General features: G+C 70.2%; 17 protein-coding genes. 7 read left to right on the forward strand and 10 right to left on the reverse strand.

The features are described from left to right. The first annotated feature begins 191 nt into the window (after nucleotides 1-191). Complete coding sequence (locus GTY58_RS05905; RefSeq protein WP_010982538.1) at nucleotides 192-626, forward strand: ATP-binding protein; 435 nt, start codon at nucleotides 192-194, stop codon at nucleotides 624-626. 138 nt (nucleotides 627-764) lie between these two features. On the opposite strand, the gene GTY58_RS05910 is transcribed toward GTY58_RS05905, so the two are convergent. The 4 genes from GTY58_RS05910 to GTY58_RS05925 all read right to left on the reverse strand — a co-directional run bounded on the left by GTY58_RS05910 (nucleotide 765) and on the right by GTY58_RS05925 (nucleotide 2,523). Next, a complete protein-coding gene (locus GTY58_RS05910) occupies nucleotides 765-1,130 on the reverse strand; it encodes a hypothetical protein (protein ID WP_037650226.1) in 366 nt (121 codons plus the stop codon). 191 nt (nucleotides 1,131-1,321) lie between these two features. Then, complete coding sequence (locus tag GTY58_RS05915; RefSeq protein WP_010982540.1) at nucleotides 1,322-1,717, reverse strand: STAS domain-containing protein; 396 nt, start codon at nucleotides 1,715-1,717, stop codon at nucleotides 1,322-1,324. Nucleotides 1,718-1,967: 250 nt separating this feature from the next. Beyond that, nucleotides 1,968-2,138, reverse strand: coding sequence for a hypothetical protein (locus tag GTY58_RS05920; RefSeq protein WP_154696720.1), 171 nt, complete (start codon nucleotides 2,136-2,138; stop codon nucleotides 1,968-1,970). Nucleotides 2,139-2,202: 64 nt separating this feature from the next. Further along, complete coding sequence (locus GTY58_RS05925) at nucleotides 2,203-2,523, reverse strand: ATP-binding protein (RefSeq protein WP_237528720.1); 321 nt, start codon at nucleotides 2,521-2,523, stop codon at nucleotides 2,203-2,205. Between the two features lie 467 nt (nucleotides 2,524-2,990). On the opposite strand from GTY58_RS05925, the gene GTY58_RS05930 reads away from it, so the two are divergent. Further along, complete coding sequence (locus tag GTY58_RS05930; protein WP_010982542.1) at nucleotides 2,991-4,916, forward strand: AMP-dependent synthetase/ligase; 1,926 nt, start codon at nucleotides 2,991-2,993, stop codon at nucleotides 4,914-4,916. Between the two features lie 74 nt (nucleotides 4,917-4,990). On the opposite strand, the gene GTY58_RS05935 is transcribed toward GTY58_RS05930, so the two are convergent. The 4 genes from GTY58_RS05935 to GTY58_RS05950 all read right to left on the reverse strand — a co-directional run bounded on the left by GTY58_RS05935 (nucleotide 4,991) and on the right by GTY58_RS05950 (nucleotide 8,494). Beyond that, a complete protein-coding gene (locus tag GTY58_RS05935; RefSeq protein WP_037650222.1) occupies nucleotides 4,991-5,665 on the reverse strand; it encodes a hypothetical protein in 675 nt (224 codons plus the stop codon). Between the two features lie 310 nt (nucleotides 5,666-5,975). Further along, nucleotides 5,976-7,736, reverse strand: a complete 1,761-nt coding sequence (locus GTY58_RS05940) for a membrane protein (RefSeq protein WP_010982544.1) — start codon at nucleotides 7,734-7,736, stop codon at nucleotides 5,976-5,978. An 81-nt stretch (nucleotides 7,737-7,817) separates the two neighbouring features. Further along, the gene (locus GTY58_RS05945) at nucleotides 7,818-8,036 is read right to left on the reverse strand and encodes a hypothetical protein (RefSeq protein WP_037650216.1); all 219 of its coding nucleotides are present in this window, start codon (nucleotides 8,034-8,036) and stop codon (nucleotides 7,818-7,820) included. A 242-nt stretch (nucleotides 8,037-8,278) separates the two neighbouring features. Further along, nucleotides 8,279-8,494: a hypothetical protein gene (locus GTY58_RS05950; protein WP_171033253.1), complete on the reverse strand. Its 216-nt coding sequence runs from the start codon at nucleotides 8,492-8,494 to the stop codon at nucleotides 8,279-8,281. Between the two features lie 231 nt (nucleotides 8,495-8,725). Here GTY58_RS05950 and GTY58_RS05955 point away from each other — a divergent pair, with 231 nt between their 5' ends. Both GTY58_RS05955 and GTY58_RS05960 read left to right on the forward strand, forming a co-directional pair. Next, on the forward strand, nucleotides 8,726-9,121 hold the full coding sequence (locus GTY58_RS05955; protein WP_010982547.1) for a hypothetical protein: 396 nt from the start codon (nucleotides 8,726-8,728) through the stop codon (nucleotides 9,119-9,121). Between the two features lie 205 nt (nucleotides 9,122-9,326). Continuing rightward, nucleotides 9,327-9,623, forward strand: coding sequence for a hypothetical protein (locus GTY58_RS05960; RefSeq protein WP_010982548.1), 297 nt, complete (start codon nucleotides 9,327-9,329; stop codon nucleotides 9,621-9,623). A 323-nt stretch (nucleotides 9,624-9,946) separates the two neighbouring features. Here GTY58_RS05960 and GTY58_RS05965 read toward each other — a convergent pair whose 3' ends face one another. Beyond that, the gene (locus tag GTY58_RS05965; protein ID WP_010982549.1) at nucleotides 9,947-10,777 is read right to left on the reverse strand and encodes a M55 family metallopeptidase; all 831 of its coding nucleotides are present in this window, start codon (nucleotides 10,775-10,777) and stop codon (nucleotides 9,947-9,949) included. 160 nt (nucleotides 10,778-10,937) lie between these two features. Here GTY58_RS05965 and GTY58_RS05970 point away from each other — a divergent pair, with 160 nt between their 5' ends. Beyond that, nucleotides 10,938-11,888, forward strand: coding sequence for a TauD/TfdA family dioxygenase (locus GTY58_RS05970; protein ID WP_037650214.1), 951 nt, complete (start codon nucleotides 10,938-10,940; stop codon nucleotides 11,886-11,888). 3 nt (nucleotides 11,889-11,891) lie between these two features. On the opposite strand, the gene GTY58_RS05975 is transcribed toward GTY58_RS05970, so the two are convergent. Next, nucleotides 11,892-12,422 (reverse strand): hypothetical protein, encoded by a 531-nt coding sequence (locus GTY58_RS05975; protein WP_010982551.1) that lies wholly within the window; start codon nucleotides 12,420-12,422, stop codon nucleotides 11,892-11,894. A gap of 256 nt (nucleotides 12,423-12,678) precedes the next feature. Here GTY58_RS05975 and GTY58_RS05980 point away from each other — a divergent pair, with 256 nt between their 5' ends. Continuing rightward, the gene (locus GTY58_RS05980; protein WP_037650212.1) at nucleotides 12,679-13,179 is read left to right on the forward strand and encodes a hypothetical protein; all 501 of its coding nucleotides are present in this window, start codon (nucleotides 12,679-12,681) and stop codon (nucleotides 13,177-13,179) included. 344 nt (nucleotides 13,180-13,523) lie between these two features. Beyond that, on the forward strand, nucleotides 13,524-14,912 hold the full coding sequence (locus tag GTY58_RS05985) for a glycoside hydrolase family 43 protein (RefSeq protein WP_037650317.1): 1,389 nt from the start codon (nucleotides 13,524-13,526) through the stop codon (nucleotides 14,910-14,912). Nucleotides 14,913-15,079 lie beyond the last annotated feature (167 nt).

A 15,079-nucleotide genomic window follows, 5' to 3' on the forward strand; every position in this document is an offset into this window, starting at 1 on the left:
GGCTTTGCATGTATCGCCTCCGTCGTTTCGGGAACTCATCAGCCACAGAGGAAACCCATAGGAGACCGAACGCCGATGCGGATGCGTGGTAGTCAGCGGCCGGGCAGTGGCCGCACACGGAGATGTGAAAGCCGAGGACAGAATGGACCACGGTGATCCGTCGGCACGACAGCCCCCGGAGGACAGGCGAGATGTCAACCAAGCCGCGTCGGGAAAGCCCCTTGCCCACTGAAGACGTCAGGAGCCTCACCGCCGCCTTCGACGGCGACCTGCGGAACGTGACCGACGCCCGGCTCGCCGCGGAAGGCTTTCTGCGGACTCTGGCGCGGGCTTCACCCCCGACGAGCCCCGAGTGCGAGCACGATGTCCTGCTGGTGGTGAACGAGTTGGCCGCCAACGCCGTCCAGTACGCGCCCGGCCCCTTCACACTGCGTATGCGCACGACCTTCGACGGGGTCCATGTCACGCTGCGGGACACCAGCACGACACGACCGGCGCCGCGCCCCTTCCATCCCAGCCGGGGCGGTGGCGGAATCGGCTGGCACCTCGTGCAGTCGCTGTGCACGCAGGTGAGCGTGGTCGTGCATCCCGAGGGGAAGGACATCCACGTCTTCCTGCCCTGGTGAGGCGGGCCGGCGGCCGGGATTCCCGGCCCCGTTTCCGCCATCGCCCGGGAAAGTCCCACGGAAGTTCGTCCCCCCGTCGACGCACTCATGTCCTCGCGAATGCGGGTGGGTTGGGGCGGCTCCCACCGCGGGGACGACTCACTCGGTCCGGTCTCGAGGAAGCTCTCGGTAATACGCGCCGACGCTGCCCAGGTACTCCGGGTCCAGCGTCTCGCTGTCGGTGCGGAAGAGCGGAGCCGCTTTCACTTCCTCCTTCGTGCACGCCAGAGTGATCTGCCGCGCCTGGGTGTCGATGCCCGTGATCACGCCCACGGGGATCAGAACGCTCTTGCCGAACACCCACACCCCGGTGTCGACGACCAGGTGCCGCATGCCCACGTCATCGGCCTGCCGGTCCACCTGCCCGATCGTCCCGTCGGTCGCCTCGACTGTGAACCCTGTCAGGTCCTGTCCCTCCATGTGGCCGGTTGCCGGCTCGTAGAACCACGGTCCGTCGATGCTCACGCCGTTTCCTTCCCTGCCGAGGAGCCGTGCCGCGAGGCCGGGCGAGCGTGCGGTGCGCGCCGGCCACCGCTCACCTCCGCGCGGGCGGAGAGGGCGGCCTCGCCACGACAGGACTCCGTTGCGAACGTCCTGCACATATCCCGGATCGCCGTCCGCACACCCTCCGTCGCGCGATCGGTGCGTCCGCCCGCTCAGCCCGTGCCGGGCCGCTGTTCGTCGGCTTCACCGGCGTCGTCGGCGACGCACGGCGCGGTGAGGTGGTCGAGCGTGCCCGTGATCTCCAGGAGGCGCTCCAGGCAGGCAGGGCGCTCGTCCAGGTACAGGCTGACGCCCGCCGCGTCCGTACGACGACGGACCATGAGGAGGGCGGACAGGCCCATGGAGTCGACGGAGCTCAGTTCCGCGAAGTCCAGCCGCAGGGCGGACAGCGGCGGGCCGGTCTCGCGCCGCTCGGCGAGCAACAGTTCCGTGGCGCGCACGAATGCGTGGCACGACTCGTAGTCCAGGTCACCGGCGACGCGCACCACGGCCACCGTGGAGTCCGCGTCGGCCGTAGTGGTGAAGTACGGGGAGGAAGAGGTGGTCATACGGGCTTTCCGGGGCCGGGGATCTTCAGTGCTGCCGAGCGGGTCCGCAGGGCGCCGAGCGCCCGGCCGAGGATACGCCGGGCCCCGGGGGAAGTCCTCGAGCAGCCCCGTGAAGATGGCCAGAGCCGGGCGCAGGGAGCCGGCGGGGACACCCCGGGCGGTGAGGATGTCCGCTCCCGGGCGACGGTGAGGCGGACTGCGGCGCGCGTTCCGGCCCGCTCCGGCCCGACCCTGGTCTGCACGGGAGCGATCAGGTCGAGCAGCACCATCTCGACGTCGGCACCGCCGCGCAGGCGGCGCGGACCACGGCGGAGACGGCGGATTCGTCGCCCGCGTACACCGCCGACGACAACTGGTCGCGGTTCTCCTCCGGTTCGGCGGCGTCGAGGGCGGGAGCGGGAAGCGCGGGAGCGGCGGTCATGCCAGATGATTCGGGCGGCGCTGAGCGGGGCAACGTCGAGCGGCCACTGCCGTGCGACCGCCGGCTACCAGGAAGCGGACTCGCCGCGGGCCGGCTGCGGGAGCTCGATCTCCGCGGTGACCTGTTTGCCGGGCGAACCGGGCTGCACGATGACGGACCGGCTGACCGCGCGCACGATCTCCAGCCCGTGCCCGCCGATCCGGCACGCGTCCCGCGGCCGGGGAGTCGGCATCTTGCTCGACGTGTCCCAGACGGCCACGCGTACCGCACGGCCGTCCGCGGACAGCTCCACCTGCAACCCACAGGGGCCTGGGGCGTGCCGTATCGCGTTGGTGACCAGTTCACTGACGACCAGCTGGATGTCACCGACGAGTCGGTCCGGCAAGGGGGTGCCATCGGCCTCTTGGACCTCGGACAGGAAATTCGACGACGCGGTGCGCCCCTCCACTGCGGTCGCGGTGCCGCCTTCCCACGTGACGCGGCAACGTGGCGTGGCATGCCTGCCCGGAGCCTGTTCTTTCGATACTTGCTGCCAGAGCGAGATGACCATGGGGTGATTCGCCTTACACGGTAGGTTTTGCTGCCTTCTAGGTAGATCGTTACCTCTTCCGCCTACCCTCGGCACCCCGGAGTATGGCCACTCATCCCTCGGGTCACTCGTCCGCCGCGTAGCCGGACAGCCGTATAAGCCGTGGTCACGAATCATGTTCGAAATATCGAACACTCGCTGCCGGACGGGTGAGCCGTCTACTTGTCGATTCACGACACAACCCGCGCCGACGTGAGCTACATTCGAGCACCGTCGATCTCTGGGGAGGGCGACATCGCAAGGAGAAATCGGGGGCGGCCGTCATGCACAACTTCGGGCTCCCTCCGTCGGCCACGCCGGTCATGACGGGAGGGCTCGCCGACAGCGTCTTCGAGACGGCGCTCGGCAATCCCGGACTGCCGCAGATCGCCCGGCGCTCCCACGACTCCCCGGGCACCTGGACCCAGGTGAGCGCGGCCCAGTTGCGCGACGAGGTCGTCGACCTGGCCAGGGGACTCATCGCGTCCGGGATCCGCCCGGGCAACCGAGTGGCCATCATGTCGCGCACCCGTTACGAGTGGACCGTGCTCAGCTGCGCGCTGTGGTCACTGGGCGCCGAGATCGTGCCCCTCTATCCGAACTCGTCGCACGAACAGGTCGCCTGGATCCTCAAGGACGCCGACTGCGTCGGGGTGCTCGTCGAGGACGAACAGGGCGTCATGACGGTCGGGTCGGTGTGCGCGGGGCTGCCCCGGCTGCGACACGTCTGGCAGCTGGACTCCGGCTCCCTGGACGAACTGGTCGAGCGGGGCCGGCCGGTGCCGGCCGCGACGGTCGACTCGCTGCGCCGGATCGTGCTGCCCGACTCCACCGCCGTCATCGCCTACACCTCCGGTACGAGCGGACACCCCAGGGGGTGCGCGCTGAGCCATCGCAGTCTGGCCAGCACCTGCGACACGCTGCTGGACGGATGGCGGCACACCGCGGCCTCGCCCGGCGAGCAGCCGGCCGTCCTCGCCTTCCTCCCCTTCTCCCATGTGTACGGCCTCATGGTCCAGGGCCTGTGCCTGCGGGGCGGCCTGCTGATGGGGCACGAGCCCGATCTGCGCGCGGAGTCCCTGGCCGCCGCGTTCCGGTCCTTCCGCCCCACCTATCTGTACGCCGTGCCCTCCGTCTTCGAGAAGATCTACAAGAGCTTCCTCACGGCGGCCGAGCGCACGGGCCGGGGCACGTTGTTCGAGCGGGCCGCGCGGACGGCCCAGGACTACGCCGAAGCCGCCGAACAGCAGCGGCTGGGGACGGGGCCGGGGCCGGGCTTCGACCTGAAGCTCCAACACGCCTTGTACGAAAGGGCTGTGTACCGCAAACTCCGCGACTCGCTGGGCGGCAGGATCTGCGGAGCCGTCTCGGGCGGCTCACCCCTCAACCGCGAACTCACCCTCTTCTACGCGGGAATCGGGATCATGGTCCACGACGGCTACGGCCTGACCGAGACCAGCGGGGGCATCACCGCCCAGCCCGTGGGCCGGGAGAAGTTCGGAACCGTGGGGCGGCCTCTGCCCGGCACGGACATCCAGGTCGCCGAGGACGGCGAGATCCTGGTCCGCGGGCCATCGGTGTTCCAGGGCTACGTCAACGACATCCCGGGCACCCGGGCGTCCCTGCGCGACGGCTGGCTCGCGACCGGCGACCTCGGCCGCCTCGACTCCGAGGGCTATCTGTCGATCACGGGCCGTAAGAAGGACACCATCGTCACGAGCAGCGGCAAGAGCGTCGCGCCGTCGGTCCTCGAAGAGCGACTTCGGGTGCATCCGCTGATCCACCAGGCCGTGATCGTCGGCGAGAACCGGCCCTGTGTGGGCGCCTTGATCACCCTGGACCCCGACTATCTGCCGCACTGGCGCACGATGGTGGCCGCCCAGGCCGACGCGCCGAGCCGGGAGGCACGCGAGCAGAACGCGGTGCTGCAGGAGGTCACGCGGGCCGTCGCCGCGGCCAACAGCTTCGTCTCGCGCTCCGAATCCATCCGCGTCTTCCGCATCCTCCCGGAGCCCTTCGACCCAGCCAACGGATTGCTCACGCCCTCCATGAAGCTGCGCAGGGACGTGATCGTGCGCCGGTACGCCACCGAGATCGACGCCATGTACCAGTCGTCGGCGCGGACGAGAGTGAAGTCCCTCTCGGACGAACCCGTGAGCTGGGAAGAGCACGAAGAGAACGAGGACGACGTGTTCCGGCGGGTCCGGTAGCGGCACGGCACGCATACGTGGCCGCCGCCCCCCTCCTTCCCGGGTCGGGGAGCGGCGGCCACGGGCCGGGTCCGTCAGTGGCCGGGCCAGCCGTCCAGGTGGCGATGGACGGTGACGGTGGGCCGCTCGTCCCCCTTGGGCGCGCCCGCCACCGCGTCGTGCAGCACGGTGTTCACCTCGCCGGCCAGCGCGTCGGCCCGCGCCTTGACCTCGGTGGCCGGGAGCGTCGAACGGGTCAGGTCGTCCAGTCGCCGGTGGATGTCGGCGAGCTGTCGCTGGGCCTGCGCGTCCAGGCTGAAGGGGCGCGGGGTGGAGACGACGAACTGGTAGGCGCCGGCCAGGGTCTGGCAGCCGTCGCAGTGCTTGTTGACGGCGTCGCCCCGGTTGACCGCGTTGAGATGGGTCTGGTCGCCGGACATGGTGACGATCTGGAAGGACAGGGCCACCGAGCGGCAGCGGTCGTCGACCGAGCAGCCCACGCCGACGGCATTCGCCTGGTTGCGGACCGTGGCGGCGTTGACCGTGCCGAGCTGGCGCACGGTGAAGGAGTCCTTGGTCTGGCTGTGGTGGCGGAAGTCGGCGCGGCTGAACGTCTGGTCGGCGGCGACCGCGGAGTGCTGTGGCACCCCCGTGGCGGCCTGCGCGGGCACGGCGGTCGCCATCCCGGCGGCCCCCGCGGCGAACAGGCCCACGCGGACGGCGCGTTGACTGAAGACGGAGCTGGTACGAGGCTTTCGATGGTGGTTCACGTGGATCTCCTGCTGGAGTGACTTCGGCGGACGGATCGCCGCCGAGCCCGGGGTGCACGGCACCCGCGAGTGGGCGGACGGGACCGGACGGCGCGCCCCGGAACGGGGGCCGGTCCACGGTGCCCGGGCCGGCCGCGCGCCGTTCGGCGCGGCGCCGCGCGTGCTCGGCCCGGGCCGGGATCAGGAAATGGCCGGGCTGGGCGACTCGACCGGCGACGGACTGGAACTGACCGGGGCGGACGGACTGTCGGCCGGGGACGAGACGGGCGCCGACGGCGAGCCGGGATCGGCGGGCACGGTGGCCGGCGGCTCACCGCTCGCGGCCGGGCTGCCGGTCGGCTTCCCGACGGTCTCCTCGGACGCGGTCCCCGACGCGCTGGGCCGCGGGCTCCTGGAGTCCGACGGGCTCGCCGAGGCGGACGGGTCTGCCGAACCGCCCGGCGTGGCCGCGCCGGCCGGAGCCGTGGTGGACGCCGCGGACGGGGGTGTTGTCGTCCGGGCCGGGTGTGGTCGCGTGCCGGGCCGGTGGTGCGGAGGTGGACACGCCGGGCTGGAGGATCGGCGCGATCGGGGGCCGCTTCGGCAGCGGTTCGGGAGTCATACCGGACACCCAGGCGTAGGCGAGCCCGGACAGGGCGGCCAGGCTCAGGGCGCACAGGGCGACGCGCAGCCGGGGCCGCCCGGCCGTGGACTTCACGGCGCCCCGCCACAGGCGTCCGCCGAGTTTCACGGACAGATAGACCACGCCGGCCATCGGGCACAGCAGCATCACGCAGCCGACGACGCCGACCAGCCCGGCGGCGATCTCGCCGTGGGCGAAGGCGCCGCCGGTACCGAGCAGTTGCTCGGTCAGCGAGCGGGTCATCGTGGCAACGATCCGGGGCAGGTTCCACAGCGCGTAGCCGAGTTCGCCGAGCAGCAGCGGAACCATGGTCAGCACCCAGGTGGCGACGATGGTCCGGGCCGAACGCTTGAGTGCCGCGACCTCCTTGCGGGCCTTGCGGCCGGTCCTGCCGGGTACCAGGCTGAGGAGGATCGGCTTGATCTTCCCGTAGAGATCGGGGACTCCGGCGAGATCGCCGAGGATGTAGTAGCCGTCGAGCCGTACGGCAGGCATCAGCTGTTCGAGGATCTCGAAGTGCCCCAGGTACACGGCGGCCAGAAAGAAGGCCTGGCCGCTGAGGGCGTAGGCGCCGGCCATGGCCAGCATGAAGACGACGTTGAAGTAGACCCCGCCCAGGTCGGTGCGCAGTCGGCCGACCCGCCCGATCCGGTAGACGTCGGTGACGTCCGTGTACATGGAAGGCCAGATCAGGAAGAGGCCGCAGCCGATGCACCCGGGGCGGGCGCCGCCGTAGCGGCAGGCCGAGGCGTGACCGAACTCGTGGAACACCAGGGAGGCCACGGTCAGCACGAAGACGACCAGCAGCAGGACCGGCTGGTCCAGCACCTCCAGCACGGGCGTGATCGCGCCGAAGAACGCGAACAGCCAGACGTCCAGGACGGCGATCCCCGCCAGGACGGCCAGAACGACCACCGGGCGGTGCAGCCACGCCAGGGCGCCGGCGATCGTGGCCACCCGGCGTTCGTTGAAGATGACCCGGTGGCCCTTGAGCGCCAGCAGCAGGTCGGACCGGGGCGCGGATATGTCTTCCTCCTCCCGCCCCTCGGGGACCGTCACGCCCAGCGGGTCCAGCTTCTGCTCGATCAGATAGCGGACGTTGTCCGCACTGACCTCACGCCCGAAACGGCCGCTCACCCGGTGGGCGATCGTCTCGATGTCGCGGCTGCCGTCGACCGACGACGCGACCAGATGCAGCAGCCGCGACAGCTGCACCACCTGCCCGTCCCCCCGGCGGGCGATGTACTTGGGCTCGGTGAAGCCCGATCCCTGGTACTCGCCGTGCAGCTTGAGGCCCGCGCTCAGCCGCGGCACCACCGGCCTCTCCAGGCCGGCCACGGGCAGGCCGCCCGTCGCGACCTGCTCGTACGTCACCGCCATGCCCCCCGGCCCCGGAACCGGCGTCCCGGTGTCGTACGGCGATGCGGTCTTGTCCCCCAGCAGCGTCATGTGCGCTTCCCTCCCCCCGATGCGGACCGCGCCTGCCCTTGCCCCGCGCGGTCCGCCGAACGTGCCCTCGTCGTACGGGAGTTACTGAGTGATGTTGATCGACTGGGCGGCCTGCGACTGAGCCACCGACCACGACGAGTGGTCATTGAGCGCGGCCGACTCGTTGTGCGCGGAGACGTTGGCGACGTGCTTGGTGACGTTCACCGTCTTGCCGAAGCTGAACTTCAGCCGTCCCAGGGCCTCACGGCCCGGCAGCAGCTCCGCGGACTCGGCTTCCAGCTCACTGGCGTCCATGCTCATGGCGTGTCCTTTCACATTGACCATCGTTGACAGAGGCGGTCGGGCGCGCGGGTGGCGGGCCCGACAGCTGATTGCGGTAGAGGCAGCCGGGAGAGTGACACATCGTCAGACCGATGCGAGCGAACTCGGGACTGCCCGGGAGGTGGGGCACCACCGCGGCGGGGCGGAGGTGTGGTGATGCGTCGCCGCGGTGGTGCCGGGTGCCGTACGATCCCAGGACCCTGGAGCCGTACGGCACCGGATCAGTGGGCGATGTTGATGGACTGGGCGGCGCCCGAGTCCGCCACCGACCACGACGAGTGGTTGTTGAGCGCGGCCGACTCGTTGTGCGCGGAGACGTTGGCGACGTGCTTGGTGACGTTCACCGTCTTGCCGAAGCTGAACTTCAGCCGGCCGAGCGCCTCACGGCCCGGCAGCAGCTCCGCGGACTCGGCTTCCAGCTCACGAGGATCCATCATGATCAATTCCCCCTCAGGAATCGAGAAGTGTTCCCGTCGGACACGGTCAGGTCCCCCCGGATCATGTCCAACTCCGTCGGACGTGCTGTCCAACGAGATTGGACACTAGGGGCCGGGTCAGCCGTGACGCAAGCGGTTCGGGGCAACTCCTTCCGAGAGTCACCCGACACGCCCCTAGAATGATCCGACGCGGAAGAGTTCCGCCCGGCGGCGAGCAGGAAGTGACCATCGGTGGCCAACGCACTGCAGCAGATCATCCGTGACAGGCTGGACAGCGAGCGCTGGTCCTACGGCGAGGTCGCCCGCCGCGGCAACATCCCGCGTTCCACCGTCCATCACCTGGCCACCACCGACCACATGGCGCGGATGCCCCAGCCGGCCACCCTCGAAGGCCTCGCGCTGGGCCTCGGGCTGCCCCTGGGGGCCATCCGCCAGGCCGCCGCGGAGGCCTGTGGCATCCACCTCTACGCCGCCGGAGCCGAGCCCCCGAGAGCGGCCGGCGGCACCTCCGCCGACCCTGACGTGGAGGTGCTCATCGCCAGCCTCCAGCGGCTCTCGTCCGACGACCGCCGCCATGTCGCCGCCCTCGTCGAGTCACTGCTCAACCGCGCCCCCGGCACGTCCTGACACCCGCACCCGTCCGCACACGACGCCCCGCCGTGCCCCGAGCCCCGCAGCCGCGGGCGGAAGGTGTCGCGGGCGCGCGCCCCCGGCGGACCAGCACGGCAGCACCCGGACTCACCGCCTCCCCTCCTACCACTCCCCCAAAAAGAAGTCACTCCCGCCCATACAGGCATGATCCGCAGCTAGTCTCTCCTCCTGCCTGGGGCCCGTGAGCCGCACGCCCCGGGTCATCTGGGGGGAACAATTGCTCTTCGTACACGGCGGCCCCACCACCGCCATCGTCAAAGGACCGACGGGAGAGTCCGTCGTCCTGCTCTCCGGCGAGTTGCCCGCAAATCTCACGGACGCGTCCATAGGCGAACTGCTCGACCTCGCCGCGGCCGTGCTCACCGAGGGAGAACTCGCCCTCTTCGAACAGTGCCTGACCACGCTCCGCCGCGGCGAGGGCCCCACTCCCCAGCGCATCGAGGTCAACGGCGCCGTCATGACGGTCTACCGGGACTGACACCCGTCGCATCCGACGAGACGTGCCGCCTTGCGTCGTACACAAGTCCAGCGGTCGACACGCTGGTCAGAACCCCCTGCGCAGGTGCACGATCATCATCGACCCACCTGCTCGCCAGGCGTGTCGCTCCCGCTTGCCCTCCGGAAGAAAGTCGGCGATGGCAACGACCGCGACCCCACGCACGCCCGCTACCGACCGGACCGCCCCATGACTGCGGCCCGCGTCCCCGGCCTGATCCTGCCGCTCGCTTTTCTCTGCGTGCTCGTGATCGGAGTCTTCTGGTACTGGCGACATCGCGGAGACTGACGGCTGCGGCGCGATGTTCAGCAGTAGGGCGGTTGATTGCCCAGCGACGCCGCCACCCGCATCCATACGCCGAAGAGCCGGTACAGCGCGGGGAGTTCGCCGTGTGCCTCCGCTGTTCGGCTGTCCGGGGTGGTGACTCCTGGGATGCCCAGCAGGGTGGAGGCGACGGATGCCGACTGCCAACGGACGGTGAGGGTACGCGGGTTCGCGGGCACCAAGGGTGCTTCCGGTACCGCGGAGAGAGCGGCGGTGACCGCTTCCTCGATGGCCTGGCGCGCCTCCGCGGCCGGGCGGAGTTCCGCGGCGAAGCGATCATGTGCGTACTTCACGGGGACGGTGGTGATCGAGTCGTCCCACGCGGTGGCCTCCGCGCAGGCGGCGTCGTCTCCGGTGAGTGCCACCAGCGGCACGCCGAGCGTCGCCGCGGTGGCCTGGGCGAGCCCGATCTCGCCCACGGGCCGGCCGTCCAGCCACATGTCCTCGATCTCGTGCCCCATGAAGCTGTGGCTCAGCACGCCGAGCGCACCGGCCCGCGCGTGGTAGCCGACACAGATCATGGCGTCGTGTTCGCGGGTGAGGCCTTCGAGCATGCCCATCTGCTTGGGCCTGCCGCGGATGAGGCGGGCCGCCGGGTGCAGGGCCTCGGGCAGCAGATTGCGCATGGGGCCGTGCGCGTCATTGACGACGATGTCGGTGGCACCGGCCGCGACCGCGCCACGGACGGCGGCGTTGACGTCCTCGGCCATCATCGAGCGCCCCCGCTCGTAGTCCCGCCCGCCGGGCTGGACGTCGTCGGCGCCGACGAGTCCGGTGATGCCTTCCATGTCCGCACTGATGTGGATCCGCACGTCGCGCGCTCCTCAAGGTTGATCATTCGGAGACGCCGGGCGCCCGGCGTGCGGTTCCCTCGGGCGAACGCCGGCCGCGATCAGCGCGTGGGCTGTCGTACGGAGGGCACAGCGGCGATGATGACCCCGGGGAGTCCGGACGTACGACAACGGAGACCGCATGACGACGGGCAGGGACGCACGGGTCGAAGTGAAGCCCGTCGCGGGACACATCGGCGCCGAGATCAGGGGAGTCGACCTGGCAGGGCCCATGGACGACTCGGTGGTCGCCGAGATCCGGGCGGCGGTGCTGCGCTGGAAGGTGGTGTTCTTCCGGGAACAGCGGCTGGATCACACCTCCCATGTCGCGTTCGCGCGGCGGTTCGGCGAGCCGGTCTCCCTCAGGTCGCGCGGCAGTGCGTCGCCCCCGGACTTCCCCGAGGTCGAGACGACGGCCGACCGGCTGGAACTGGGTGAGCGGTACGGCATGGACCACGCCGAGTGGCTGCGGCGGCGCCGCCATTCGCTGCTGCGGGGCTGGCACTGCGACCACGGTGCCCGGATCGACCCGCCGGCCGCCACCGTCCTGCGTGCCGAGACCGTGCCGCCCTACGGCGGTGACACGACCTGGTCCAATCTGGCGGCCGCCTACGCCGGTCTCTCGAAGCCGGTACGCGACTTCGTCGACGGCCTGCGCGCCGAGCACCGGCTGGGGGTCGGGTATCAGGCGCGGCCCGGCGACGACGCGTACGTACGGCATCTGCTGGACCATCAGACCGCGTCGGAGCATCCACTCGTACGGGTGCACCCGGAGACCGGCGAGCGCGTGCTGTTCGTCAACGGCTACTACGTGGAGCAGATCCAGGACGTGTCCCGTACGGAGAGCCGCGCGCTCCTCGACATGCTGCTGGGCGAGGCGACCCGGCCCGAGTACACCGTGCGGTTCCGCTGGGAGCCGGGGAGCGTCGCCTTCTGGGACAACCGGGCCACCATCCATCTGGCCCCGAGCGACACGGCCCACCTCGACCACCCCCGGGTCATGCACCGCGTGATGCTCGCCGGTGACATCCCGGTCGGTGTGGACGGCAAACCGTCGGCACCGATCGCCGGCACCGAGCCGGAGCGCTGGTGAGGCTCAGCCGGGTCCCTGTTCCGCTTCTTCGCGCAGGAAATTGCTGACCTGGCCGACCAGGCTCTCCACGGCGCCCTCGCACCGTACGCCCGACTCTGCCGAGCCCACGGGCAGGGACATGTCGCCCGACCACAGGTACCGGCCGGTCCACTCGTCGTCCGCCTTGAGGTGGATCTGGATGTCCACCCGGGTCAGCGAGGTGTCCGCGCCGGCGGCGTACAGGACAGCGGTGGCGCGGCGCAGCGGGTAGAGGTCGAACCCCTCGATGAACTGCGAGTTGCGCCAGTCGAGGAACGCGCTCACGCCGTCGGGGCCGGTGCGGATGTCGAGCTGGCCGTCTTCGAAGTGGATGTCGACGGGTTCGCTCGCGCGGTTCTCGACGGTCACCCGGAAGCGGAAGTAGGTCAGCCCTTCGGCAGCGTCGTCACGGCCCCGCGGAGGCTCCGCTTCCTCCAAGCCGTGGACGCGGACGCGCAGGCCGGCGTACTCGTCCTCGTACTCCTGCCAGTCGCCGATCACGTTGGGCTCGCGCACGGTTCACCTCTCCACTTCAGCGGATGCTTCCTATCCGCGCGCGCAACAAGGTGTCAAATGAACCGAACATGTCGTGGTCGGTGAATTCACCCCGCTTGATCAGCGATCAAGCCGTGCGCAGCCACGATCCCCGCCAGGGGGTGAAGGCGGCGTTTGGGGACGTGTTGCACATCACGCTCACCGGTGCCGCTCGTCACCGCCCGTGAACCACGGGGCGCCGCCCGCCGGACCGGCGGTGGCTGGCAGAATTCCGGGCATGGCCCCGATCACACCCGCGCGTGCCCTGCTGCTGCTCGTCTGTGGGCTGGTCTGCCTCCTCACCGCCTCCGGAGCTCTCATCGGCGCGCTCTTCGGTGGCGCGAAGGCCGCCCTCGTCGCGGCCGCCTGCGCGGGCGTGGCCGGTCTGCTCGCCACGCTCCTCGTGCGCCGGCGTGCGCTGGCCCACTTCGCCGCGGCGCAGCGGGAGGCCGGGGTCCGCGGATACGCCGAGGGAATCGCGCACGGCGTCCTCCTGCACGTGACCGCCTACGAAGCCGCCGTGTTTCCGCATACGGGACCCACGGGGGTGACACCCGAGGAGCGTGCCGCACGCCGTACCGTCGCCTACCGGATGGCCGCGCTGGAGGAGGTGCCCAGGCTCGTCCGGGAGGCCGCCGCCGACGCGCTCGCCGTTCTCGACGAGGCCGACCGCGCGCGTGCCGAGGAAGCGGTCGCGCAACTCGCTTCCGTCGTACGCCGGCAGTACGCCCGCCCCTGATCCGGGCGGTACGCCCCCGGTATTCGTCCGGGATTTCTCGGCAGCCTTGCCGACTCCTTCCCTTTCCTTCGCTATTCGCGCGCTTCATGCGTCCGGCGGGTCGAACAATTCGACCCGCCGAACGGGATTGCATTCGACTGGCCGAACGCCTGTAATGCCAGGTCGGCAGCGCATCCTGTGAATGGCCTCGAATTGCCGACAGGCTATTGACGCAAGGGAATTGCGCGCCGCACACTCGCGCTCGATCGTGCACCCCATGGGACGGGTCGTACGGCGAAAGACACGGCGTGGGCCAGATTCGCCCGGATCGAGGAGAGCCGCAAGTGACCGTAGAAGACAGAGGCATACCGTCCGACCCGCCGGCGCCGTCGCGGCGCGGGATACTGCGGGCCCTGCTCGCGCTGCCCGCCACGGCGCTCGTGTGGGGCGAAATGCCGGGGGCGGTGGGTTCGGCGGCCGCGGCGGCGCCGTCGAAGGGGTATGCCACGCGGTACACCATCGTGCCGTTCCTCAACAGCGACGACGGCGTCGTGAACGTCTATCAGTCCGACGACGCCACCGACTTCCGGCTGCTCAAGGCCACCGCGTACACCCCGCCGAGCAACCGGATCCGCGACGCCAGTGTCTTCAAGCACACCAACGGCTACTACTACCTCACCTACACCACGCACACCTGGCAGGACGTCAGCACCACCATCGGGTTCGCGCGCAGCTCCGACCGGGTGAACTGGACCTTCCTGTACGACCACACCGTCCCCCTCACGAACCTGTCCCGCGCGTGGGCGCCCGAGTGGTTCGTCGACAGCGACGGCAGCGTGAACGTCATCGTGTCCTGCTCGGCCACCGACAACGAGTGGATCTTCACCCCGTATCTGCTCAAGGCCACCAACACCGGGCTCACCTCGTGGTCCGCGCCCGTGGCCCTGTCCGGCATCGGCGCCAACCACATCGACACGTACATCGTGAAGATCGGCTCCACCTATCACGCCTTCACCAAGAACGAGACGGCCAAGTACATCGAGTACGCCACCGCCACCAGCCTCACGGGCCCGTACACGATCAGCAGGACCGGCGACTGGGCGGGCTGGGGCAGCTATCGCGAGGGCCCCTCGGTGGTGCGGCTCGACAACGGCGGGTGGCGGATCTTCTTCGACGGCTACGGCGACGGCACCTACTACTTCAGCGACAGCTACGACACCTTCGCCACCTGGACCGCGCCGAAGGCACTGGCCGGCATCTCGGGCACCGCACGTCACTTCACCGTCGTCAAGGAGACGGTCTCCGGCGGTGTCAGCCTCTCCACCGGCGTCAGCCGCTCCTTCCAGTCCGTCAACTACCCGACCCGCTACTGGCAGGAGCAGTCCTCCCTGCTCAACCTGCCCGTGGTGAGCTCCGCCGCCAGCAGCGCGGAGAAGGCGGCGTCGGCGTTCACGGTCGTGGCGGGCCTCGCCGACGCCGGCGGGTACTCCTTCCGGGACGCGGCCGGAAACTATCTGCGCCACTACGACTACCGTGCCCGCTTCGACGCCGACGACGGAACGCCGACGTTCGCCAAGGACGCCACGTACGTCGCGCGAACGGGCACGGCCGCCGGCTCCGTCCGCTTCGAGTCGTACAACTACCCGGGCTACTATCTGCGCCACTACAACTACCAGCTGCGCGTGGACCCCACGGACGGCACCGACCAGTTCCGCCAGGACAGCTCCTTCAACCCGGTCACCGCCTGGGCCTGAGCCCTCTTCCGGCCAGGCGGTCGCCGCCCGCCCGGCCTCGAAGGTGACCTTCGTCGCCGGCGCGAGCCGGCGATGCGACGTGCGGGCGTTGAGCAAGCTCGTGCCGTACGGACGTAGCAAAGGACATGCCTGCATTCATGGCCGACAGCGGCGAGCACACGGCGGTC

The sequence above is a fragment of the Streptomyces sp. SID5469 genome, assembly GCF_009862865.1.
Lineage (GTDB): Bacteria > Actinomycetota > Actinomycetes > Streptomycetales > Streptomycetaceae > Streptomyces > Streptomyces avermitilis.